The sequence below is a fragment of the Kineothrix alysoides genome, assembly GCF_000732725.1.
Classification (GTDB): Bacteria; Bacillota; Clostridia; order Lachnospirales; family Lachnospiraceae; genus Kineothrix; species Kineothrix alysoides.
This window is the reverse complement of record NZ_JPNB01000001.1, coordinates 2,095,004-2,116,341: the sequence shown is the minus strand read 5'-3', so window position 1 is coordinate 2,116,341 and position 21,338 is coordinate 2,095,004. Positions and strand designations below refer to the sequence as shown.

Annotated in this window: 24 protein-coding genes; 15 read left to right on the top strand and 9 right to left on the bottom strand. The window is 43.7% G+C overall.

The window, feature by feature from the left end; all coding sequences use genetic code 11:
• Window positions 1–336: 336 nt before the first annotated feature.
• The 5 genes from CC90_RS0110095 to CC90_RS24385 all read left to right on the top strand — a co-directional run bounded on the left by CC90_RS0110095 (window position 337) and on the right by CC90_RS24385 (window position 5,587).
• Window positions 337–3,018 carry a translation factor GTPase family protein gene (locus CC90_RS0110095; protein ID WP_031390650.1) on the top strand — a complete coding sequence of 894 codons (2,682 nt, stop codon included), beginning with the start codon at window positions 337–339 and terminating at the stop codon, window positions 3,016–3,018.
• A gap of 147 nt (window positions 3,019–3,165) precedes the next feature.
• Complete coding sequence (locus CC90_RS0110090; RefSeq protein ID WP_031390649.1) at window positions 3,166–4,122, top strand: alpha/beta hydrolase; 957 nt, start codon at window positions 3,166–3,168, stop codon at window positions 4,120–4,122.
• Window positions 4,123–4,231: 109 nt separating this feature from the next.
• On the top strand, window positions 4,232–4,684 hold the full coding sequence (locus tag CC90_RS0110085; RefSeq protein ID WP_031390648.1) for a LytTR family DNA-binding domain-containing protein: 453 nt from the start codon (window positions 4,232–4,234) through the stop codon (window positions 4,682–4,684).
• A 14-nt stretch (window positions 4,685–4,698) separates the two neighbouring features.
• On the top strand, window positions 4,699–5,124 hold the full coding sequence (locus CC90_RS0110080) for a DUF6608 family protein (protein ID WP_031390647.1): 426 nt from the start codon (window positions 4,699–4,701) through the stop codon (window positions 5,122–5,124).
• Between the two features lie 94 nt (window positions 5,125–5,218).
• Window positions 5,219–5,587, top strand: coding sequence for a YkgJ family cysteine cluster protein (locus tag CC90_RS24385; protein ID WP_198528777.1), 369 nt, complete (start codon window positions 5,219–5,221; stop codon window positions 5,585–5,587).
• A gap of 5 nt (window positions 5,588–5,592) precedes the next feature.
• Here CC90_RS24385 and CC90_RS0110070 read toward each other — a convergent pair whose 3' ends face one another.
• From CC90_RS0110070 to CC90_RS0110060, 3 genes are all read right to left on the bottom strand, one after another.
• On the bottom strand, window positions 5,593–6,525 hold the full coding sequence (locus CC90_RS0110070; protein WP_157837545.1) for a hypothetical protein: 933 nt from the start codon (window positions 6,523–6,525) through the stop codon (window positions 5,593–5,595).
• 105 nt (window positions 6,526–6,630) lie between these two features.
• The gene (locus CC90_RS23080) at window positions 6,631–7,953 is read right to left on the bottom strand and encodes a sensor histidine kinase (RefSeq protein WP_051869377.1); all 1,323 of its coding nucleotides are present in this window, start codon (window positions 7,951–7,953) and stop codon (window positions 6,631–6,633) included.
• Complete coding sequence (locus CC90_RS0110060) at window positions 7,950–8,684, bottom strand: LytR/AlgR family response regulator transcription factor (RefSeq protein ID WP_031390643.1); 735 nt, start codon at window positions 8,682–8,684, stop codon at window positions 7,950–7,952. The genes CC90_RS23080 and CC90_RS0110060 overlap by 4 nt, the downstream gene beginning before the upstream one ends.
• 202 nt (window positions 8,685–8,886) lie before the next feature.
• On the opposite strand from CC90_RS0110060, the gene CC90_RS0110055 reads away from it, so the two are divergent.
• Both CC90_RS0110055 and CC90_RS0110050 read left to right on the top strand, forming a co-directional pair.
• Window positions 8,887–9,723, top strand: a complete 837-nt coding sequence (locus CC90_RS0110055; RefSeq protein WP_031390642.1) for a hypothetical protein — start codon at window positions 8,887–8,889, stop codon at window positions 9,721–9,723.
• Window positions 9,724–9,738: 15 nt separating this feature from the next.
• Window positions 9,739–11,166: a radical SAM/SPASM domain-containing protein gene (locus tag CC90_RS0110050; RefSeq protein WP_051869376.1), complete on the top strand. Its 1,428-nt coding sequence runs from the start codon at window positions 9,739–9,741 to the stop codon at window positions 11,164–11,166.
• A gap of 74 nt (window positions 11,167–11,240) precedes the next feature.
• On the opposite strand, the gene CC90_RS23075 is transcribed toward CC90_RS0110050, so the two are convergent.
• From CC90_RS23075 to CC90_RS0110035, 3 genes are read right to left on the bottom strand one after another with little or no spacing between them, the layout of a single operon-like run.
• The gene (locus tag CC90_RS23075) at window positions 11,241–12,089 is read right to left on the bottom strand and encodes a CPBP family intramembrane glutamic endopeptidase (protein WP_031390640.1); all 849 of its coding nucleotides are present in this window, start codon (window positions 12,087–12,089) and stop codon (window positions 11,241–11,243) included.
• Entirely contained in the window at window positions 12,073–12,483 is a 411-nt protein-coding gene (locus CC90_RS0110040) for a DUF3021 family protein (protein ID WP_031390639.1), read from the bottom strand. Before CC90_RS0110040 ends, CC90_RS23075 begins: the two co-directional genes overlap by 17 nt.
• The gene (locus tag CC90_RS0110035; RefSeq protein ID WP_031390638.1) at window positions 12,480–12,926 is read right to left on the bottom strand and encodes a LytTR family DNA-binding domain-containing protein; all 447 of its coding nucleotides are present in this window, start codon (window positions 12,924–12,926) and stop codon (window positions 12,480–12,482) included. The genes CC90_RS0110040 and CC90_RS0110035 overlap by 4 nt, the downstream gene beginning before the upstream one ends.
• 291 nt (window positions 12,927–13,217) lie before the next feature.
• On the opposite strand from CC90_RS0110035, the gene CC90_RS0110030 reads away from it, so the two are divergent.
• The 7 genes from CC90_RS0110030 (at window position 13,218) to CC90_RS23070 (ending at window position 18,630) form a co-directional block, all read left to right on the top strand.
• Window positions 13,218–13,787 (top strand): TetR/AcrR family transcriptional regulator, encoded by a 570-nt coding sequence (locus tag CC90_RS0110030; RefSeq protein ID WP_031390637.1) that lies wholly within the window; start codon window positions 13,218–13,220, stop codon window positions 13,785–13,787.
• Window positions 13,784–14,548 (top strand): nucleoside phosphorylase, encoded by a 765-nt coding sequence (locus CC90_RS0110025; protein ID WP_031390636.1) that lies wholly within the window; start codon window positions 13,784–13,786, stop codon window positions 14,546–14,548. The genes CC90_RS0110030 and CC90_RS0110025 overlap by 4 nt, the downstream gene beginning before the upstream one ends.
• A 165-nt stretch (window positions 14,549–14,713) precedes the next feature.
• On the top strand, window positions 14,714–15,292 hold the full coding sequence (locus CC90_RS0110020; RefSeq protein WP_242843266.1) for a TetR/AcrR family transcriptional regulator: 579 nt from the start codon (window positions 14,714–14,716) through the stop codon (window positions 15,290–15,292).
• Window positions 15,289–16,764, top strand: coding sequence for a phytoene desaturase family protein (locus tag CC90_RS0110015; RefSeq protein WP_031390634.1), 1,476 nt, complete (start codon window positions 15,289–15,291; stop codon window positions 16,762–16,764). The genes CC90_RS0110020 and CC90_RS0110015 overlap by 4 nt, the downstream gene beginning before the upstream one ends.
• A 172-nt stretch (window positions 16,765–16,936) precedes the next feature.
• Window positions 16,937–17,356, top strand: coding sequence for a YjdF family protein (locus CC90_RS0110010; protein WP_031390633.1), 420 nt, complete (start codon window positions 16,937–16,939; stop codon window positions 17,354–17,356).
• 58 nt (window positions 17,357–17,414) lie between these two features.
• Window positions 17,415–17,948 carry a GNAT family N-acetyltransferase gene (locus CC90_RS0110005; protein WP_031390632.1) on the top strand — a complete coding sequence of 178 codons (534 nt, stop codon included), beginning with the start codon at window positions 17,415–17,417 and terminating at the stop codon, window positions 17,946–17,948.
• Window positions 17,935–18,630 carry an AraC family transcriptional regulator gene (locus CC90_RS23070; RefSeq protein ID WP_051869375.1) on the top strand — a complete coding sequence of 232 codons (696 nt, stop codon included), beginning with the start codon at window positions 17,935–17,937 and terminating at the stop codon, window positions 18,628–18,630. The genes CC90_RS0110005 and CC90_RS23070 overlap by 14 nt, the downstream gene beginning before the upstream one ends.
• On the opposite strand, the gene CC90_RS0109995 is transcribed toward CC90_RS23070, so the two are convergent.
• Window positions 18,592–18,984 (bottom strand): cupin domain-containing protein, encoded by a 393-nt coding sequence (locus CC90_RS0109995; protein ID WP_031390630.1) that lies wholly within the window; start codon window positions 18,982–18,984, stop codon window positions 18,592–18,594. The genes CC90_RS23070 and CC90_RS0109995 overlap by 39 nt on opposite strands.
• A 333-nt stretch (window positions 18,985–19,317) precedes the next feature.
• Between CC90_RS0109995 and CC90_RS0109990 the strand changes: the two genes are divergently transcribed.
• A complete protein-coding gene (locus tag CC90_RS0109990; protein ID WP_330373211.1) occupies window positions 19,318–19,998 on the top strand; it encodes a DUF5680 domain-containing protein in 681 nt (226 codons plus the stop codon).
• A 48-nt stretch (window positions 19,999–20,046) separates the two neighbouring features.
• Here the strand turns inward: CC90_RS0109990 and CC90_RS0109985 are convergent, their stop codons facing one another.
• Both CC90_RS0109985 and CC90_RS23065 read right to left on the bottom strand, forming a co-directional pair.
• On the bottom strand, window positions 20,047–20,655 hold the full coding sequence (locus tag CC90_RS0109985; protein ID WP_031390628.1) for a hypothetical protein: 609 nt from the start codon (window positions 20,653–20,655) through the stop codon (window positions 20,047–20,049).
• The gene (locus CC90_RS23065; RefSeq protein WP_051869374.1) at window positions 20,652–21,248 is read right to left on the bottom strand and encodes a TetR/AcrR family transcriptional regulator; all 597 of its coding nucleotides are present in this window, start codon (window positions 21,246–21,248) and stop codon (window positions 20,652–20,654) included. The genes CC90_RS0109985 and CC90_RS23065 overlap by 4 nt, the downstream gene beginning before the upstream one ends.
• Between the last annotated feature and the right edge of the window lie 90 nt (window positions 21,249–21,338).

The following is a 21,338-nucleotide window of genomic DNA, read 5'->3' as shown; positions in this document are numbered from 1 at the left end:
AATAGGTTGCTGTTAAGCTACGTAAGAACGTGATGCAAGAGATGATTTCTGCTTCGCAGGCGAATTTAAATGCAAAAATTTTGCATTGCAGAAATCATGCGTTACTGATAACGGAGTGAACAGTAACATATATTTATGAAGTGGATATAATTTTTACAATAAGGAACTTATATGTTACTATTTACGTGATATATAAGTTCTTTTTTATGTAACAGGAAAGTATTTCTGTTACATAAAATATGGATGCGCAGCTACACATGCGGGACAAAAGCTGTGCGAAGTATACCTTTATTCAGACAAATAATATCTCAATAGATTAAAGAACGGAAAAACGTAATGAAGGAATTGGTAATTGGAATATTGGCACATGTGGATGCCGGAAAGACAACTTTATCGGAGGCGCTGTTATACGAAAGCGGTGGTATCAGAAAGATGGGAAGGGTGGATAACAAAGATGCATTTTTGGACACCTATTTTTTGGAGCGGGAGCGGGGGATTACTATATTTTCCAAACAGGCGGTGCTTGAGTTTGGGGATATGCGGCTCACTCTTCTGGATACGCCGGGGCATGTAGACTTTTCAGCGGAGATGGAGCGGACATTACAAGTGCTGGATTATGCGATACTCGTCATAAGCGGAGCAGACGGCGTGCAGGGACATACGCAGACTTTATGGCGCCTGCTTAAGAAATATCAGATTCCCACATTTTTGTTCATCAATAAGATGGATCAGAATGGAACGGATAAGGCAGCACTTCTGGCGGAGCTTAAGAGCCGCCTGGAGGAGGGGTGTATCTGTTTTGAAGAGGAGACAGAAGCGTTTTATGAAAATATAGCTATGACCGATGAGAAGGCGCTGAATCAATTTCTGGAGATGGGAAGGGTGGAGACGGAGGAAATAAGGGGACTCATTTTACAGCGGAATTTATTTCCCTGCTATTTTGGCTCGGCGCTGAAGCTGGATGGAGTAGAGAGCTTCCTGCAGGGAATAGAAACCTATACAGATCGGCCAAGGTACTCTGACACTTTTGGGGCGAAGGTTTTTAAGATTGCCCGGGACGAGCAGGGCAATCGGCTTACCTTTATGAAACTTACGGGAGGAAACCTGCGTACAAGAGAGGTGATTTCCGGATATCTGAATGGAGAGATCTGGGAGGAAAAGGTCAATCAGATCCGCATTTATTCCGGCGAAAAGTATAGAACTTCGGAGGAGGTGCAGGCGGGTTGCATCTGTGCGGTAACCGGTCTTAGCAAGACGCGCCCGGGTGAAGGCCTGGGGGCCGAGGAGTCTTCCGCTCAGCCTGTGTTAGAGCCGGTGCTTACCTACCGAATTGATTTGCCGGGGGACTGCGATGCGACGGTAATGCTGCCGAAGCTTCGTCAATTGGAGGAAGAGGACCCTCAGCTTCATATTGCCTTTGACGAGACTTTAAAGGAAATACAGGCTAAGCTTATGGGAGAGGTACAGACCGAAATCTTAAAAAGCCTGATTAAGGAACGTTTTGGAGTAACAGTCGAATTCGGTACGGGAAACATCGTGTATAAAGAAACCATTGCAAACCGTGTGGAAGGAGTAGGGCATTTCGAGCCATTGAGGCATTATGCGGAAGTTCATTTGCTGTTAGAGCCTGCTCAAGCCGGAAGCGGGCTTAGCTTTGAGGTATCTTGCAGCGAGGATTTATTGGATAGGAACTGGCAGCGTTTAGTATTGACGCACCTGGAAGAGAAGGAGCATAAGGGAGTATTGATCGGTGCGGGAATCACCGATATGAAGATTACACTGGTTGCAGGAAGGGCACATCAAAAGCATACGGAGGGCGGCGATTTCAGGCAGGCTACCTACCGGGCTTTGCGTCAGGGGTTAAAGGAGGCACAGTCGGTACTGCTGGAACCTTATTATGAATTTCGTCTGGAAGTGCCGGAAAAGCTGGTAGGACGAGCGATGACAGATATCGAGAAAATGTGTGGAACCTTTGGGGCGCCTCATGCCGAAGGGGAGAGTGCAGTTTTGACCGGATATGCCCCTGTCATTACGATGCAGGACTATTCCAAAGAAGTAACTGCCTATACCAAGGGCTGCGGAAGACTATTCTGTACGGTAAAGGGCTATGCCCCCTGCCACAATGCGGAGGAAATAATAGAAAAAGCAGGATATGATTCGGAGAAGGATATTGAGAATCCTACAGGCTCCGTATTCTGTGCTCATGGAGCAGGATTTACGGTGAGCTGGGATAAGGTTAAGGAATACATGCATGTGGAAAGCCGCCTGTCAAGTCCGGAGAAGGAAGAGGAGAGCGAAGGCAGAGAAAGAAAAGCGACGTCTTCAGAAAAAGAGGAACGATGGATAGGAACGGAGGAAGTGGACGCTATCTTAGAGAGGGTGCTTTACGCCAACAAAAAGGGCAAGGATGATGTGCGCCGGGGCTATCGCGGAAGTATGAAACGTGAAGAAAGGAAGCCTTCAGTGTCTTCGTCTCCTGCGGTCTACGAATGGAAGAAGCCGGAGCTGAAAGAGGAATATTTATTGGTAGACGGCTATAATGTGATATTTGCGTGGGAGGATCTGAAGGAATTGGCTATGGTGAGTATCGATGGCGCCAGAGGGAAGCTGATGGACATTCTCTGTAATTATCAGGCGATCAAGCGATGCAAGCTCATTGTAGTGTTCGACGCTTATCGGGTAAAAGGGCATGATACGGAGATACTGGATTATCATAATATCCATGTGGTCTATACGAAGGAGGCCGAGACGGCGGACATGTATATCGAGAAATTCGCCCATGAGAACGGGAGAAAATACAAGGTAACGGTGGCGACCTCGGATGGGCTGGAGCAGATAATTATCAGGGGACAGGGCTGTGACCTGTTCTCTGCCAGAGAGCTGAGGGAAGAGATAGAGGCGGCAAATAAGAAAATAAAAGAGGATTATTCGAATAAGCAGCCAAGGGAGAAGAATTATCTTTTTGATTCTCTGCCGGAGGATACGGCGGGAGAAATCGATGGGCTGTACCGGCAGTAAATGCAGTTTATACATGGAGGAGTGCAGGATATGCACGAATCCATGTTTTTTTTATTTCTATAGATATAATAAGATAAGTGGCTCGGGGTTGAAATGCAAAACAACTGTATAGGGTAAATAACTGATGTGTAAGGAAAGGGTATAGGAATGAAAACGAAAAAGAGAATTGGGAAGAGAACAGGAATCATCATAGGAGTGATAGTGGCAGTTCTAACTACTGTTTGCGTCACATTCAGCATATATGTGGGGAAGCAGGTAGCGGAAGGGCTTCTACATATGAATGAGGGAAACGATACGAAGGGGAATAGCGTAAAGCAGTTGGAAATCTGGGGATATGATTTAAACGGATTTAATGAGCAGTATGAACCGGAAATGACTGTGGCGACGGCAGAGGACGGGAATCAGGTGCCTATGGCAGTTTTTGCAGATAAAAAGAAGGGGAATACGGCGATTCTTGTACATGGAGCAGGGGGAGATCATGTGAGCATGTATCCGGTTGCAGAGATTTATCTGAGAAATGGATGGAATGTGATTGCTATCGATCAAAGGGCTTCGGGGGATTCGCGGAACGATAAGGTAAGCTTTGGATACTTTGAGAAGCTGGATGTGAAGGCGGCAGTCCAATATGCGAAAGACGAGTTATCATCTCAAAAAGTTGTACTGCACGGACAGTCGATGGGGGCGGCTACGGTGGCCCTCTATGCGGCAACGGAGAACGCAGGTGAGATGGTAGATGCTGTAATTTTGGATTCCTGCTTCGATAGCATGAAAAGTATGTTTCTTGGTGTGTGGAGAGAGATGGATACGGAAGGAATACCGGAGGATTATGTAGTTGCGTGCGGAGACTGGTATTTGAAGAATTTTTATGGGTTTGGATTTGACGATGCGGATGTCTGTGAGAAGATGAAGGAGAATCATATCGATACTCTGATGCTTCAAATGTCGCAGGATGTGATAGTATCTGATGAAAAGGCGCAGGAGATGTTCGCAAATATAGTGGCAGAAGAGAAAAAGATATGTTATTTTGATAGTGTGCATGTAAAAGGCATTATCGATTATCCGAAGGAATATGAAGAAGCTGTTTTTTCTTTTTTGGAAGAATAGGGTTGCTTGAGGAGAGCGAATAAGGCCGCTTAAGGAAAAGGGAATAAGGTCCTTAAGGAAGGATGGAAAGAGTAAGGCTGCTTAACGAAAGGGGCCGTGAGGGAGGATTATGTTTGTTTTAAACCTGCGAAAGGCAAAGGAAGGCGAGGAGAAAATCGATATTTATTATTCGAAAATGACACCTGCTGTGAAGCAAATCATATCCATTGCCCAAAATGAAAGGCCGGTTTTGTATGGAATGGCGGAGGAAGAGAAAATTCTTCTGGAGACGGAAGATATTTATTATTTTGATACCGTAGACCGGAGGACCTTCGCGTACACGGAGGAAAGCACTTATCAGGTGGCAAAGACGCTTTCTTTACTGGAGGAAGAATTAAAGCCTTTTGGATTTATCCGCATTAATAAATCCAATTTGGTAAATATCTATAAGATAAAAAGAATAAAGCCGGAACCCAATATGAGGATCAGCGCTATTTTGAAAAACGGTGAAAGGCTTCAGATCAACAGAGGGTATAAACGGGCGTTTGAAGATTATCTGCAGGAAATCAGAAAATCGATTTAGGAAGGAGCTTGAAGATGAGAATATTAAGAGGTGTTGAAATACCGATTGCCATATGTATCAGCTATACGATATTATCCATGGTAAATGTAATTATTGATTTGCTGCGGGGAAGGGCCTCAGGCAGTCATTACAATTCAATAGCTATGCTTCTTTTGTGTACGATAGCTGTATTGGTGCTTTCTATCCATCACCTGTTCGACGAGTGGTCACCGGTCGTTATGATTATCATTCAATATGTCATTGCAATGGGGCTTGTACTTTTGCTCGTGTTCATTTCCAGCTTTTTCACTGAAGTAAGCGAGGGCGGATATAAGGATATCATAATCAGCTTTACGGTTCCTTATATGATAGGAGCTTTTATTTATTACAGTTCAGTGTTTCGCAGTGCCAAAAGGCAGGATAGGCTCATCCAGGAAATCAATAGCGGACGGGAGAAATAGATTGTAGTAAACGCAAAGCCGTTGACTTAAGATAAATGACATGATACGCTGAATTTGGAGAAATCTAAGAAAAACGAAAGAGGGGAAAGAGATTATGTTCGACTGTGACAAATGCGGATTATGCTGTATCGGATTGGATAGGAATGAGATAACGGCGCAGCTTCATGACGGCGATGGAATATGCAGGCATCTGGATATGGAGACGATGCTTTGCAGAATATATGAGAATCGGCCTATATTCTGCAATATAGAAGGATATTATGATGAATTCTTAAAGGATGAAATGGAAAAAGAGGAATTCATGCGTCTGAACTATGAAGCCTGCCTTCTAAAGAAGCAGGAGTGGGAGGAGTGCGGCAAGGACATACGCAGAATGATTTCCAGGATTCCCCAATTGGATGAGGAGAATGAGAAAATCATTCGCGCAAGCCTTGAAAAGGCGGAGCAAATGGAAGTGCTCTGATACGCCTATTTGAAGATGAGGTCTCTTGAAATATGAAGCCTCGTAAGATTTACTGTTCCTGTGTTTTTTAAATTTTCCGCATGATAGACCAAGTCTCCCGGGGTGACGAACAGGGCTTCCAGCGGCATATTATATCCCGTTAGTTCTAAAAGGCGTTCCAGCAGTTCTATGAATTTTGCTGTGAGCGCCAGCGTTTTATTCAGCTCCTGAGGCAGCAGTCCGACGTGTGCAACGCTGGTATCCGATCCTTGCTCGGAGCTGACGAGCAACTCATAAAGCTCCTGCATCAGCCCATCGGATATTGCAATGCTTGACGAGAGAGCGGACATGAGAAGGTCCGGCTGTGGAAAGGTTTTATCCCTTGCCAAGTCTATAAGTCTTATGGAGCCCGGAGCGCCATCCACGGCTTGGCTGTTGAAGACACAGCCGTTTTCGATACGGATTCGGTAGTCGCCGCCGCAGTCATAATAAATCTGATAGACGAGCTGCGAGCAGACCATGGCGGACGTATCGTCCTGATAGATGATGCTGTTTATTATTTTATCCAGTGCACAGCAAGCGGCGGACAAAATAAGGTCTGTGATTTTTATGAGCGGAGAAGACGGATATATTTTCTTGAAGATGAGCAACCCAGCAAGAATGAAAAGTGCCGGAAAATCGTAACGTACCTTCGCATCCAGATAAACGTCGGCCGAGCGGATGAGAGGGGCAGCATCAAGCTCGGGGCTTAAGCGCATCACATATACTTCATCGCCCTCCGATATCCCAATTTCGTGTACGCCGATACCGCCGGCACCCATCTCTACGATGGAATCCTCGGAGTAAACCATTGCGGCATGAGAGACATCGCTCTTAGTAAACCATGCAATCGCTTTGCTAAGCGGGTCGTCCTCCGCTTTGAAAACAACAATATCACCTTTTTTAAAATTATAATTCATATTGACTCCTATCTGTGTGCTTTGGCACACGTATAAATCAGGATGTTGAAAAAAGCTTTTATTTTTCAACCTAATCCTCCTTTAGACATATAGAACGTTGTCTCATTAATAGTGTATATGCGTGTTCAATATAACCGATGCGTGGAAACTTGTATCATCGAAGTGAAATTGTGCCGTTCCGTTATATTTTTTTGCTATTTTTTGTATGGAAGAAGTTCCGATTCCTTCTCTTTTTGATTTGGAAGAAAGGAAAATATCTCCCAGCCTTTCTATAGAGCCCGAATAGGAATTATCCAAAGTTATGACCAGCATGCCTTGTATTGCTTTCGTGCGCAGCAAGATGAAGCGCCTCTCTTGTGTTTGGCGTATGCACGCTTCTATTGCATTTTCAAGAAGATTTCCAAACAAAACAGCGGCATCGGTATCGGTGATATCCAGACTGTCAGGATATTGCACCTTTGCGTCAAAGGAGATGTGTTTGGCCTCCGCCATGTCTGCGTAGTAAACGATAAGGGCATTGAGCGCGTAGTCCCCGCAATAAGAAATGGGAGAAGCGGAAGGGAGAGATATCTCGTACCGGTGCATGTATTCCGACAATCCCTCCTTGTCATCGTCCTTTAAATAAGACTGAACAACTGCCAGGATCTGGCGCAAATCGTGTTTTGCCCTGCGGGCATCTTCCATGCGTCCTTTTAAGTTCTCATACTGCATGGACTGCATGCCCAGCTGATAGTTCTCCGCTTTCAGCTTGAGGTTAGCGTTGCTTTCTCCCAGCAGATGCATGACGAGATAGGTAACAAAGAGTGCTCCTAAATTAAAAAATGCCGCAAACAGGACGTTATTAAGTTCGGTAGAAAAAGAGATAATTCCCCCATTGGCATACAGATTGTAATAATAAGAAAGACAGAAGGTGGCAGGAACAAGCCATAAGTAACGCCAGAACTTGTTGTTCTCAGGGAATGTGATGAGGATCTTAAGCTTGCGGTTCACCATCCGATAAAGGATAGGATAGCTGACAGAGTAGGTCAAAAGAAGAATTCCGGTGGAGAAAAAAGAATACGGTCTGGCTATGGCTAAAGGAAACCGCTGGAAGGCGAAGTGGCTGTAAATAATTGCTACAAAGCTTCCGTAATTTAAAACGGTCAATAGAACGAAAAGAAGCTTGGTGAGCTGGGCGCGTATGCAGATCATATAGAAGCAAAGATATAAAATGATCCATAGAGTGGTCATAAACGCAGCAACTGAAATGCCCTTAAGAGCGAGTATTCTGCTGCAGACCAGCAGAGCATAAAGAACCAGAACGATAATTGTGGTATTTCTTTTGGAAAATCGCATGGAATCCCGGAAGGGGACGATTGCCAATATAAGGTTCGGGAAAAGATCAAAGAGCTGGTAAACCGATATTTCGAGCAGACGAAAAAGACTCATAAGTATTGTTCCCTCGCTTTCTCAAACAGAAATCGGGAATAAGCCTCGAGAATCTCGTGCTGTTCCTTTTTGCGAAGAGGAATCCGCTCTCCTCCGTTCATAAAGAACGTGAAATCGTCGATATGATGGACTTGATTCATATTGATAAGGCACCCGCGGTAACAGACGAGAAATTCGCGGTAAGCTTTTAACAAACGAACCAATTCCGAGAATGTCATGCGAGTGCGCTGCAGCCCGAGGCTTTCCGTATGAATCTGTACGTAGTGTCCTGAGATATCACAGAATATAATGTCTTTCAGAAGAATCTTCACTTTTTCATATCCGTTTATAATCTCGATGAAGCGTCTGTTTCGTATTTGATGTAAATCTATCAGGGAGAGAATCTCCGAAAAGTCTCCGTAGAGAATAGGTTTGACCAGATAACCTGAGGCCTTGACCTTATAGCTGTCTACGGCATAGTCTCTGCTGGCGGTGGTGAAAATTAAAATAACACTGGAATCGACGGCGCGGATAGCCCGCGCGGTATCCAGCCCGGACAGCCCGTCCATGTAATAGTCTATAAAAATAAAATCGAAGGAATCCTGCTGGAACACGCGTAAAAAGGCTTCACCGCTTTCAAAGGTATGAATAAAAAGCGCTATGCCGGAGTAGTGTTTGGAGAAATATGTATGCAGATGCTTCGTAATGGTCTTCCTGTCTGTATTCAGGTCATCAATAATCGCTATATTCATATGTTAAGTTCCCCTATGTTTATTATATAACATCATACTATAGGAAAAATCATTTTTCAACTTTTAAAGCCAAAATATTGTGTTTTAGCGCCAAACTATAGAGTGCCGGTCCATTTGTGATAAAATGAAAAGGACTGGTAGAAGTTTTACCGGCAAAACAGTGAAAATACGATATGGGAAGCAGAGAAAGGGGATATGCAAAATGGAACAGGAATTTGTAGTATTGCAAGGAAAGGCTTTTACAGTGGCGCTTCAGTCGATGTTAGGTTCGACAAATTATGGGTGGTGTGTTTCTTCCATGCCAGAGGGAATCGTTCTCATGGGAACGGAAAATGAACCGTCTTTACGGATGGGTCCGGTTATCCAGAAATTTTATTTTCAGGCAACATCGGGAGAGCAGCCGAATGTGGAGATCAAATTTATACTCGCCTGTTTGAGCGATTTGACGAAGGTTGAAAACGAATATACCTTAAAGGTGAGAATCGTACAAAGCGACTCGGAGGAATTCGTGACGTTCAGCGAAAATGCGGCGAATGCAGCGATGCCGTACGGCTTTGTGTATGGCGGAGAGGCTGTGATGAAGTACGGTTATCCTTGCGAAGCACAGGCTGTGAATGCAAAGTACGGATATCCTGCCGATGAGCTTGAAGCAACGGTGAAATACGGCTATCCATGCGGAGTGAAGGAAGCGAACTTAATGTATGGCTATTCTTGCGGAGCGAAGGAAGCGAACTTGAAATACGGATATCCCTGCGGAGTGCAGGAAGCGAACTTGAAATATGGATATCCCTGCGGAGTGCAGGAAGCGAACTTGAAGTACGGATATCCCTGCGGAGTGCAGGAAGCGAATCTGAAATATGGTTATTCCTGCGGAGTGCAGGAGATGACGAATTTGAAGTATGGTTACCCCTGCGGAGTGCAGGAAGCGAATTTGAAGTATGGCTATCCATGCGGTGTACAGGATGCAAATTTAAAATATGGCTATCCGTGCATGGAGTGGACGAAAGATGCGAGACCTTACGGATTTCCCAATTGCTAAGGAGGAAGAGAACATATGGATTATCGACCGATTACCTGTGTATGGGAAGTGACGATGGGATGCAACATGAGATGCGGACATTGCGGGTCTTCTTGTACGAATCCGCTGCCGGACGAATTGAATACGGACGAGGCGTTGGACGTTTGCGGGCAGATTGCCGACATGGGACTGAAATGGGTTACACTATCAGGAGGAGAGCCTCTTACGAGAAAGGATATTACCTCACTGATCAGGCGCTTATCGGAGCGGGGTGTCTCTGTAAATATCATTACTAACGGATGGCTTTTGGATATGGACATGGCTTGTACGCTAAAAGAAAGCGGAGTAGGCACGGTTGCCATCAGTATTGATGGAACGAAAGAGATTCATGATAAGATTCGAATGAAGGGAGCATTTGAGCACGCCGAGCAGGCCTTTGGGAATTTGAAGGAACTGAAAATAAAGACCGGCGCGGTCACGACAATAACGAAGCAGAATATGGATATTCTAAGCTCTCTGAAGGAAGAACTGATACGGATGGGCGTGGATACATGGCAGGTACAGTTAGGCTTGCCGATGGGTAATCTGAAGGAGAGGCCGGACTGGCTTCTCGAACCGGAGCAGGTAAAGGATATCATTGATTTTTGCTATGATACGGCTAAAGAGGGTAGGATCAAGATTTACCCGGCAGACTGCATCGGCTACTATACGAAGAAAGAAATGGAAGTAAAAAAGATTTCTTACGAGACGGATATGGTATCGATGTGGGATGGCTGTAATGCGGGTATAAGGGGATTTGGAATATTACATAACGGAGAAATCCTGGGATGCACCTCTATTCGAAACAGGGAATATATTGAAGGAAGCTTGCGGGAACGTCCGCTCAGGGAAATATGGGAAGATGAAAATGCTTTTTCATGGCGGAGGAACTTTACAAAAGATAAATTGGAGGGCTCCTGCAAAACCTGTTCCTATGGCAGCAAATGCCTGGGGGGCTGCCCCAATACGAGACTAACGATGAACGGAGATATTTATTCCGAAAATCAATACTGTGCCTATCATCTGGAAATGGAGAAGATAGAAGCGAAATATTCGTCTTATGAAGATGCGAAGGAACTGCTCCTGTTAGGAGAAGGCTTGATAAAACAGGAGGTCTTTTCAGAGGCAGCGTTCGCGCTGAGAAGGGCAGCAAAGTTAGATAGTAAGAATGCACAGATATTAAAGGCAAAGGCATACGCGGAGTACATGTGCGGCAATTATGAAATTTGCAAAGAGGATAATAAAAAGGCAATCGCGATGAATGAAGAAGATGCTTATGCGCTTCGGGGATATGCAATTGCTGTTTTCCGCCTTGGCAACAAAGAGGAAGCACTTGTTAAAATGAGAAAAGCCGTGGCGTTCACCTCGTATGCGGATGTGGATTTGATGGAAGATCTGAGGATGATGGAGTGTATCGATAAATAAGTAAACTGCGGGAAGACAGACGCGTTCACCGGTCTTCTCGCAGTTTTTATGTAATAGAGGGTTAAAAGAACTTCTTAAAATTGTATTTGGGCAAGCTCTTTTTTGAAGTTTTTGGAAACAATACTATAAACGATAATTACTGTACAAAAAAACATACTTGTATATCGGATGACTGTACTCATTTCAACCGTGCAGGGTGCAAGAAGCTGACTGGTAATCAGGTTGCTCAGCATATGAGTAATTGCACCGGCTAACACACTTCGGTTGGTTTTGATATATACGAAGCTTACAACAAAGCTGAAAAGCATGGTGGATGGAATAAATAAGAAAGCATCGAATAATGATCTTTGCAATAAATCATATTGTGCCTGCCCCGGCATAAAGTACCATGGCAAATGCCAAATGGCCCAAATGAAACCTAAGATTGCAGACGCACTCCAAAACCCCCACTTTTTTAATAGTATATCGAGAGCAAAGCCCCGCCAGCCGAATTCTTCGTTCAGAGGGCCGGAAATAATGCTTATAAATATGATAAGCGGCAGTATATATGGCCTTTTAATAAGCATTTTTATGAATGTCATTTCCGGTATCGGAGAATGAAAAAAAGAAATACCAATAAATATTCCTATTATTGCAATGATAGAAAAAAACAGCAGCAAAGCGAATAAGCATTTAAGTCCCATTTGTTTAAAATTGAAGCATCTATAAAAATAATTTCTTCTCTTCTCTTTGGAATAGGTAAAAAATACGAAGAAAAGCCCAACAACAGAAGGAGCACCGCCGCCGAAGTAAAACAAAAAGGTCCCCAGCGGCGTCCCTTGCAATCCCAGTATGACAGGAGAAAAGCCCATCCCCCATGTCCATAACAAAGTTATGATAAAAAAGGGATATATATTTCTTTCACTATCATTTATTTTCTTCATCGGGCACCTCTGTTTTCTCCGTAAGTTTTTTGTTTATGGATAGAATTTCTTTTTTTATATGAGTTATTCCTAATAGATAGGCCAATAGAAAAATCGGTGTAATATATATAAATGACATCCACCAATTCGACCGTATGAACCAACCGTTAATGCATCCGACAATAAGAACGGTTATTTCAATAACAACGTACTCACATATAAGTTCCTTAAGAAAGCTATCATAAAAAATATAAGCTACAGCATAATGGACAGCCATACCGAGAAATGCTATGAGCACGATTTGAAAAATAAATTTCATGTCCTGCGTATAGTCAAAACACAAAAAGGATATAAAGGTTACAACAATAATGATTATCGATGACAATAGCAATGAGCTTTGTATATATTTTTTCATATCAAATCCCCCCTAAAAACAACTTTTTTTATTTCTGGAATATATGTCCTCGATATAATTATTTTTTCACCATTGGTAAGATTTGCTTCTAACCGGCTGTTCGTCAGAGCTTCCAAATGTGTGAGCTCACCTGCATTAAGCAGACAATTTCTGCTTACTTTGACAAAGCTATATTCTTTCAGTTCTTTTTCAAGTTGATAGAGACGCTTATCGGTTCTGAACACCGCATCTTTGGTATAAACGAAAGTACGCTTATCTATACTTTCTATATAATAAATTTCTGGTATTAGGACTTTATAGCTGCGTCCGCTTTCGTTTCCTATCAAGAATTTTCCTTCGGATTTCATTTTATTGATAATTCGTAATACCTGATTATTTTGTTCCGGGTATTCTACTGTTACAGTCAGTTCTTTTTCACGATTTTCTTTTACGATCAGTTTCATTTCATTCCTCCGTATATATCATATCTGCTGAAGGATTATTTTTCAACAAATTCCTACCTGGTTACAAAATGAGATACCTTATTTACAATAGTATATCTGTTACTGTTCATACGATAGTTTAACGCTTTTTGTTAAGCAGCGTAAGCATGTGATTCAAGAGGTGATTTCTGCTTCGCAGAGTGAATTTAAATGCAAAGTTTATGCTTGACAAAGCGACGCATATGTCGCATAATATAAAAAGAGACAATAGTGTCGCAAATATAATTTGTCATAAACAACGTCGGAGGTAACATGGGAAAAAAGGGAGAAGAGACAAAGCAGCACATACGCAAAGTCGCCTACGGTCTTTTTGCTGAAAAAGGCTTTAAAGCCGTTACGATGAAGGATATATGCGAGAAGGCAGAACTAAGCAGAGGCGGTTTATACAGGCATTATCCGGGAACAGAGGAGATTTTTGAGGAGATCATCAACGAATTCATGCAAAAACAAGAGGATGAATTTGCCGACAGAATAGAAAATGGCGTTCCGGCAACCCGGATATTGGAGGAGGTGCTTTCCCGTTATAAAAGCGAGATGAAAGACAGCGGGACATCGCTTAGTGTCGCTATTTATGAGTATTATACCGCAGAGAAACGGGAAAACAACGCTTTACTCATGCGCTATGGTGCCTCCAAGAGGATGTGGCAAAGGCTGATTGCCTATGGTATGGAGCGCGGAGAATTTCGCCGGGTGGACGCAGAGGCTGTCTATGACGTTATCGTATTTTCTTATCAGGGAGTTCGAATGTATAGTAAGATGATGCCCATAGATGAAAATATACCAGAGCGAATAGTAAAACAAATAAAGGAGATGTTGCTATGAATACAATATTTAAGGATTTTGACGATACAAAAGAGGCTTTTTTCAATCCGAAGGACTGGCAAAAGGGAGTGGAGGGATTTCCGGAAATCTGTGTATCTACGTTTTCAGAGGGAGTGATTAAGAAGTTTGCCGAAATGGAGGGAGTAGAGGTTATCGCCAGCCTCTATTCTGTCAACGGAGTCATTCCTATATATAAAATAAAGTACGGCGGAAAAGAAATTGCTTTTTTTCTATCCAGAGTCGGAGCCCCTGCCTGCACATGCGGACTGGAAGAAGTTATCGCGATGGGAGCAGAAAAAATTGTACTGTTCGGGAGCTGCGGCATCTTAGATAAGGAGGCGGCGGACGGCAGGATAATAGTTCCCGTTTCGGCAGTGCGGGATGAAGGAACGAGCTATCACTATCTGCCTTCTTCCGAGGAGGTAAAAGTAGGGAAAGCCGGGATTGACAAAGTATGTGACTGCTTGGAGAAATGCGGTTATCCCTATGTGAAGGGAAGAGTATGGACGACGGACGGTATTTACCGTGAGACGAGAAAGGCAATTGCTGACAGAAAGGCACAGGGCTGTATTGCGGTAGAAATGGAATTTGCTGCCGCTGCCGCCGTAACCGAATTTAGAAATATTCCCTTTGTTCAGTTTCTATATGGTGAAGACAATCTGGACTCACGGGAATGGGAGCCGAGAGGGCTGCTCTGTCCGGATTTAAGCAGGGTGGAGAAATATATGGCACTGGCCTTCGAGTGCGGGCTGGCATTATAAGAGAATACCGATACCGGATTATCTGCGGCATAATTGCAAGTAAAAACCTATGATTAAGAATAAAGAATCTATGAATAAAGAACCTTGACAAATCTCATTGAATAAGATAAAATTTAGTTGAATTTAAATTCAGTGAATTAAAAATCAATGAAAAGAGTGATGAGTTTGACAACAAGAAATGAACAAAAAGAAAAGCGCAGACAGCTTATTCTTTGGAAGGCACTGGAGCTGTTCGTAAAAAACGGATATGCCGAAACCAAGATAAACGATATCGCCAGAGCGGCAGATATGAGCGTAGGATTGCTGTTTCATTATTTCGAATCAAAGGAGCAGCTTTATGAGGAGCTGATCAGAATGGGCGTGGAGGGGACGAAGGAGCCGCAGAAGATGGAATTTTCGAATCCGCTGGAGTTTTTTACCGGGTTTCTCGATGCCTTATTTCTCTTTTCCTCACAACAGCCCTGGGTATTTCTGCTGTTCGTACTCATGGCGCAGACGCGCAGAAGTGACGGGGTCCCTGCACATATTAAAGCGCTTGCGATGGAAGTGGACCAGATGGAACAATCGGCAGAAATAATCCGAATGGGGCAGTCTGAGGGCGTTTTTCGTGATGGTGATCCGTATGCTCTTTCAGCGGCTTTTTGGTGCAGCGTGCAAGGAATTATGGAACAGCTTGCGGTTACGCCTGATATGCCTTTGCCTGAGACGGAATGGCTCATCGATGTTATAAGGAGTAAAGGATGAATAAAGTAATCATTATAGGTGGTGGAATCGCTGGCTTATCAGCAGGAATCTACGCGCAGCAAAACGGTTTTCGTACAGAAATTTATGAAAAAAATCCGGAAGTCGGCGGGGAATGTACCGGATGGAACAGGAAGGGCTATCACATCGATAATTGCATTCATTGGCTTACGGGATGCCGGAAGGGCGATGGACTTTGGGAGATTTGGAAGAACGTGGGTGCATTGGATGAAAGTACGAAGTTTTACAGAGAACCATATTTTTATATGCTGGATATGGAAGGCAGACAGCTTCATTTCTGGATTGATTTGGAGAAAGCGCGGAAGGAATTTCTCGTGTTGGCGCCGGACGACGGCGTAGAAATACATAAGTTTTTCGATAGTGTGAAGCTTGCGGAGAGTTTAAAAATACCTTGTGAAAAGTCTCCTGCGGATATGAACTTTATCGAGTTTATAAAATTTGGAATGAGTATGCCGCAGATGGGCAGGGTCATGAAGGAGTATGGAAAAGAAACGGTTGTCGAGCTGGCACAAAGATTTAAGAATCCCTTCCTGCGGAAAATGATGGGGGGATATTATAACGAAAAGTTCATGGCAGTCACCCTCATAAGCTCCTACGCTTTCTTTACGGGGGAAACAGCTGCAATTCCTATGGGAGGCTCGAAAGAGATGGCGCAGCGGATGGCAAAAGTGTATCAAGCGCTGGGAGGAAAGCTTCATCAGAATATGCCTGTTACCGGAATCAATATCGAGGGAAAAAAGGCGGTATCCGTTACGTTTAATGATGGCAGTCAGGCCGCAGGCGATTATATAATCAGCGCTGCGGATACATCGGTTACCTTCGGCAGCTTGCTGGATAAAAAATATATGGATAAGAAGCTGAAAAAGATGTATGGCTGTAAGGAGGGGTACCCAGTAACTTCGTCTTTTCAGGCGGCTTTCGGAATTCTCGGCGCTGAGGATTGCGGCGTTCCAGGCGGATCGGTAATGTTTCCTTGTGATAGCTTCGAGGTAGGAAGGCAAAAGCTTACTTTTCAGGCGATTAGGCTCTATGATTATGATGAAAGCCTTTTTCCCAAGGAAAAGAGGGTTATTCAGTGCAATATCCTTCAGGACGAGAGAGATTATGAATACTGGAAGGAACTATATGAAGATTCCGATCGATACGAGGCTGAGAAACAGAGAATTGCCGATACTGTTATGAAGCAGATAATCTTAAAATTTCCTGCGCTCGAGGGGAGGTTGGTACTTCTTGGGACTTATTCTCCCATTACCTTTGAACGCTGGTGTGGTGCCTATAAGGGTGCATACATGAGCTTTTTCGGTCAGAAGGGCTACAAAAGCCTTTATGCCAAAAACAAAGCGGCGGGTCTGGACAATGTATTCATAGCGAGCCAGTGGTTACAGTTAAACGGCGGTCTTCCCCTTGCAGTAACCAGCGGAAAGTTTGCGGCGCAGGCAATGAGGAAGAGATAGGTATTGCTTGACAGCCATAGGATGAAAAGCTAATATAAAAAATATAAAGATAAAAACACAGGTCGGTTGGTAGTCCGGCCGGGAACGATATATCGACAGATATAATTCCTCAGTAACCTGCCTCCTTGGTTGTCCGTTCTTTGTTCATATTGCAGTTAAAGGAGGAAGTTTTATGAACAAAGCAACAGGAAGTCTAAAGGTATTTTTTGAGGAACCGTTCTGGGTAGGATTGTTTGAACGGGAGGAAGCCGGCAGCTATACGGCTTGCAGAATCGTATTCGGGGCGGAACCCAAGGATTATGAAATATGGCAGTTTATATTGGAAAACTATTATAAGCTCATATTTAGTCCGAGCATCGATTCGCAGGCAAAGATTAAAGGCCATGTGAACCCCAAAAGAAGACAAAGAGAAGTGAAGAAACAACTTGCGGATGTGGGAAACGGGACCAAATCCCAGCAAGCGCTGAAGCTCTGGCAGGAGCAGAAAAAAGCTGAGAAGAAGAACGTTCATGCCAAGCGTCGGGAAGAGGAGAAGCAAAAGCTATTTGAGTTAAAGCAGCAGAAGAAAAAAGAAAAACATAAGGGCAGATAGCAGGGATGCTATCTGCCCTCACCCAAATTCGCAGGCGTCGAAAACATGGAGGACTATTATGGAACGTTTGGAGACGGAACGATTAATTTTGAGGGAGTGGTCTGACGCTGACGCCGAAGATCTATATACATACGCATCAGGAGATAAGGTCGGGCCGATGGCAGGATGGAAACCGCATGAAAATATAGAAGAGTCCGTGCAGATTATAAATATGTTTCGGAAAAATGATGATACATGGGCGATTGAATGGAAGGAGAATCATGCCGTTATAGGCTCGGTCGGACTTCACCGCACTAAGAGGCACGGGATTTCTTATGATGCGGAGCTGGGATATGTGTTGTCGGAAGAATATTGGGGACGGCAAATCGCGGCAGAAGCGGCAAAAGCGGCTGTCACCTATGCATTTGAGAAAATGAATGTTACCCGGCTTGCAGTCGCCCATTTTTCGGATAATATGCAGTCGAAGCGCGTAATACAAAAGCTCGGCTTCCGCTTTTTAAGGTATATTCCGGAAGGCTTTACCAGCTATGACGGAAAGAAGCAGGGAGATAACATTTATATCATGGGAAAAGAAGATTATGAGCAGTTTTGATAGAAAGATTTATTATTATCGTTTGGATGGAATGGAGTTCATTTACAGAAGGGGGAAAGAGCTTTACTATCCGCCTCATAATCATACTTCCATTTATACTGTGGGAATTGTTTTAGACGGAGAAGTTATGGTAAGCAGAAAAGGAAAAAACGGAACCTATACGAAGGGGATGTGTTTTGCTTTTCCTCCCTACGAACTCCATTCCTTGAAATCGGAAAAAGAGCATGAGCTATTAACCGTATGTATCGACAAGAAGTTTTTGGAGAAGGGTGTTGATAAAAATGCGGGAGAGAAATCTTTATTTTATGATTTGGAAAGGCGAATCAGGGAAAATCCGGAGCAGGAGATAACCATAGAGGAGCTGGCGAAAGAAGTCTTTATGAGCGAGTATCACTTTATAAGGGTATTCAAGGAGACGGTCGGATTGACGCCGCACCGCTTCCTTATGCAAAGGCGCATAAGGAAGGCACAGCGTTTGCTGGAAAATGGGTGTCCGCCGGCAGCGGTGGCTTTTGACGCAGGCTTTTACGATCAGAGCCACTTTAATAAGCAATTTAAATATTGGCTGGGAATAACGCCTATGGAGTATAAAGCCGCCAGCGTGCATGCAAATTGCAATCCCGATTGTTTCGCCGGGGACGGTTCAGCAAAGGGGGGGAATGAACTTGGCGAAGAGATATAGTCCGGATTCTCCGGCAGTCACCTCATGCTCGCTTCCCGCCTCCAGAATGGTAAGCACGCCGGGTTCATAGGGAATTTCCCTGCTGTCATTCAGGCAAACTCCTTTTCCTTCTATGACTTCGTGGGTTTCCAATTGTGTTTTATGAATGTGCAGCCCGATTTTTTTATTAGGTGCAATTTTTACTAAATGATAGCTGAACCTGTTTCCGGTATCGGCGGAGGTGACGATATGCTTTAATTCCACTCCGTCGAAGACCGGGTGCTTTGACCAGGGAATATTGGAGAAGCTGCGGGTATCAGAAGCAAGACACAGTTTTCCTTTGTTGAATTGTTCGAAGGTTTTTTCATGTTCCATAATAATAATCAATCCTTTCTCATTATCTGCCGTTTTGTTAATGCAGGCATAAACTTTAATGTAATAAAGATACTCTTATTCGGATAGAGTGTATTGTATAAAATTGCTGTTTGGATGAATGGATGAATGGATGAATGGATGAATGGATGAATGGATGAATGGTCGGATGCAGGCGGATGAACCGGATATAGAGACGCGGGGCAACTTAAGGTTGCCTTTTTGTATATAACCGGTTGGTAGAGGAGAGAAGTTTCATATGCTATCATAGGATTGGATAGAGAAAAGAGTTTTCTGTCTGCTTATGTTTGAGAAAGCATGAAATTTTGAAGGAGGATGAAAGAGATGAATATGGCGGAGAAATTGCAGTTGTTGAGAAAGAACAAAGGATTGTCCCAGGAAGAACTGGCTGATTTGATAGGCGTTTCAAGACAGGCGGTGGGAAAGTGGGAGGCCGGAAAGTTCTATCCCGATATAGACAAGCTGGTGCAGCTCGGCGAGCTGTATTCCATATCCCTCGATAGACTTATCAAGGATACCGATGACTGTAACTTGCGAATAGAAGAGAGGGATGGGGAAAAAGAAGACATTGCCGGGTTTTTGATCAGAGCGAAAAGGGCTTGTTATGCCGGACATGGAGAAGAGCTGGATGCGTCGAGGAAATGCTCCCATGATTTGGAATACGAGGAGGGGGAGCTGTATTATTATGATACCTATTTAGGCGGGGAGCGCTTTGGCGGAGAAGAGGCCGTATGGAAAGGCGGCGTACCGATTTGGTGTATGAATTATTGCGGACGCGTGACCGGCGAGCATTTCAGCGGTGACTTTCTCAAGGAAGCTTTAATGGCGGTGCCTCGTGATATGCCCTATAGGGGACCGTCCCTGTTCCAATCCGGTGCCTATACCTACCATTGCAGGACAGCGGGCGTTTTTGATTGGTATCAAGGGTATGAGGAAATACTGTATGAAGGTGTAAAAATATATGAATGTTATTTTCACGGCGGGAGCATTATATAAATGCGCCCGCATTTATATAATCTCCTATACTTATTTTTGCAAATATTTTCATGCATTGCCTCTTTTTAAAAAGAACCGAATAGATAAGGCGCTTATCGGAGCAAAATAAACGCACCAGAATACTAATATAAAAGTGCCTGTGGCATCGCTTCCTTTTACAGCCGTATCGAATAAACCGAGAAGAGGTACGATAAAGCAGGTGACGGCAAATACGCCGTGAATGATCAACAGCCATTTCAGCCATTTTTCAGCAAGATCTTTCGCCTGAATTGTTAAGCCGGCAAAAAAGGTAGAAACAGCCATAAGGCAATAACCGAGCATATCCAGATTGAACATCATATCAAAGTGGCTAAAGTCCAATAAAACCGCAGCCTGCCCTGTCAGCTTGCCGCTTCGAACGCTGGTGAGCTGTATGAAATAAACGATGGAATTGCAAAGGGCATACATCCCGCCGAAGGCAGCCGCTGCAAAGCCTGCCGCCTTTGCAGTTTCTTCTGCATAATAGGCAAAGACAGAAATCATTGCAACAAAGCTAAAGGCGATGCCTATACTTGTAAAATAGCTTGCGTAAGGAGAGGATACCAGCATGGAAACGAGAAAACCAATTACTGAGAGCAAGTTAACCGCAGCGGCACAAATACCAATTTTTTTATTCATATGAGATCTCCTTCTTCTTTTTTTGCTTCATTAAACAACACTTTTACCAATTTCGTAATAAAAACCTTTCTGTGTGATGCGTGATCCAAATCATATCCTAACAGTTCTTTCGTTATCTGCCTGCTTAAGAATGCCGTTTGCATAGCAGCAGTAAGAATAAATGACAGCATTTGTTTGTCAGCTTCCGGCACTTTATCATCCAGAGCGAACATAAAGCCTTTCTGTGTCTTTACCGAATTGCAATCGGACCGATAATCCGACAAGTCTCCCAGTATGGAAATCCGGGATATGGCAGGATTTTCGAAAAGAAAATCAAATACATGAACAGCCCAGTCGGTCAGGCGCTCTTTATCGTCTGTATAAGTTTTTCCTTCCATCGAAAAGCTCAGGATCACTTGCTGAATGATTCGCTGAACACATATGGTAATCAAATTGTCCTTGCTTTGGAAGTGATAATTGATCAATCCGATACCTACATTCGCTTTCCCGGCAATGGCACGAGTGGTAATTTCTGAAATATTTCCGCTGCTTTGCTGAATCAGCCCGGTGGCAGCGGTTATGATAGATTCTTTTATGTCGGAGGAATTTTTCATATGAATTTCCAACCTTTCTGTTTGTCCGCCCAAAATCATTTATATTGAACACAGTATAAAACATTGTTCAATATAAATGATACTGAACAA

Excerpts from the sequence above, each read along its gene's own strand:
- CC90_RS0110080 (WP_031390647.1), top strand. The coding sequence starts at position 4,699 with ATGAGAATATTAAGAGGTGTTGAAATACCGATTGCCATATGTATCAGC.
- CC90_RS0110015 (WP_031390634.1), top strand. The coding sequence starts at position 15,289 with ATGAATAAAGTAATCATTATAGGTGGTGGAATCGCTGGCTTATCAGCA.
- CC90_RS0110005 (WP_031390632.1), top strand. The coding sequence starts at position 17,415 with ATGGAACGTTTGGAGACGGAACGATTAATTTTGAGGGAGTGGTCTGAC.
- CC90_RS0109990 (WP_330373211.1), top strand. The coding sequence starts at position 19,318 with ATGAAAGAGATGAATATGGCGGAGAAATTGCAGTTGTTGAGAAAGAAC.
- CC90_RS23080 (WP_051869377.1), bottom strand. The coding sequence starts at position 7,953 with ATGAGTCTTTTTCGTCTGCTCGAAATATCGGTTTACCAGCTCTTTGAT.
- CC90_RS0110035 (WP_031390638.1), bottom strand. The coding sequence starts at position 12,926 with ATGAAACTGATCGTAAAAGAAAATCGTGAAAAAGAACTGACTGTAACA.
- CC90_RS0110050 (WP_051869376.1), top strand. The coding sequence starts at position 9,739 with ATGGATTATCGACCGATTACCTGTGTATGGGAAGTGACGATGGGATGC.
- CC90_RS0110085 (WP_031390648.1), top strand. The coding sequence starts at position 4,232 with ATGTTTGTTTTAAACCTGCGAAAGGCAAAGGAAGGCGAGGAGAAAATC.
- CC90_RS0110055 (WP_031390642.1), top strand. The coding sequence starts at position 8,887 with ATGGAACAGGAATTTGTAGTATTGCAAGGAAAGGCTTTTACAGTGGCG.
- CC90_RS0110010 (WP_031390633.1), top strand. The coding sequence starts at position 16,937 with ATGAACAAAGCAACAGGAAGTCTAAAGGTATTTTTTGAGGAACCGTTC.
- CC90_RS0109995 (WP_031390630.1), bottom strand. The coding sequence starts at position 18,984 with ATGGAACATGAAAAAACCTTCGAACAATTCAACAAAGGAAAACTGTGT.
- CC90_RS0109985 (WP_031390628.1), bottom strand. The coding sequence starts at position 20,655 with ATGAATAAAAAAATTGGTATTTGTGCCGCTGCGGTTAACTTGCTCTCA.
- CC90_RS0110070 (WP_157837545.1), bottom strand. The coding sequence starts at position 6,525 with ATGAATTATAATTTTAAAAAAGGTGATATTGTTGTTTTCAAAGCGGAG.
- CC90_RS0110040 (WP_031390639.1), bottom strand. The coding sequence starts at position 12,483 with ATGAAAAAATATATACAAAGCTCATTGCTATTGTCATCGATAATCATT.
- CC90_RS24385 (WP_198528777.1), top strand. The coding sequence starts at position 5,219 with ATGTTCGACTGTGACAAATGCGGATTATGCTGTATCGGATTGGATAGG.
- CC90_RS0110030 (WP_031390637.1), top strand. The coding sequence starts at position 13,218 with ATGGGAAAAAAGGGAGAAGAGACAAAGCAGCACATACGCAAAGTCGCC.
- CC90_RS0110095 (WP_031390650.1), top strand. The coding sequence starts at position 337 with ATGAAGGAATTGGTAATTGGAATATTGGCACATGTGGATGCCGGAAAG.
- CC90_RS0110060 (WP_031390643.1), bottom strand. The coding sequence starts at position 8,684 with ATGAATATAGCGATTATTGATGACCTGAATACAGACAGGAAGACCATT.
- CC90_RS23070 (WP_051869375.1), top strand. The coding sequence starts at position 17,935 with ATGAGCAGTTTTGATAGAAAGATTTATTATTATCGTTTGGATGGAATG.
- CC90_RS23075 (WP_031390640.1), bottom strand. The coding sequence starts at position 12,089 with ATGAAGAAAATAAATGATAGTGAAAGAAATATATATCCCTTTTTTATC.
- CC90_RS23065 (WP_051869374.1), bottom strand. The coding sequence starts at position 21,248 with ATGAAAAATTCCTCCGACATAAAAGAATCTATCATAACCGCTGCCACC.
- CC90_RS0110025 (WP_031390636.1), top strand. The coding sequence starts at position 13,784 with ATGAATACAATATTTAAGGATTTTGACGATACAAAAGAGGCTTTTTTC.
- CC90_RS0110090 (WP_031390649.1), top strand. The coding sequence starts at position 3,166 with ATGAAAACGAAAAAGAGAATTGGGAAGAGAACAGGAATCATCATAGGA.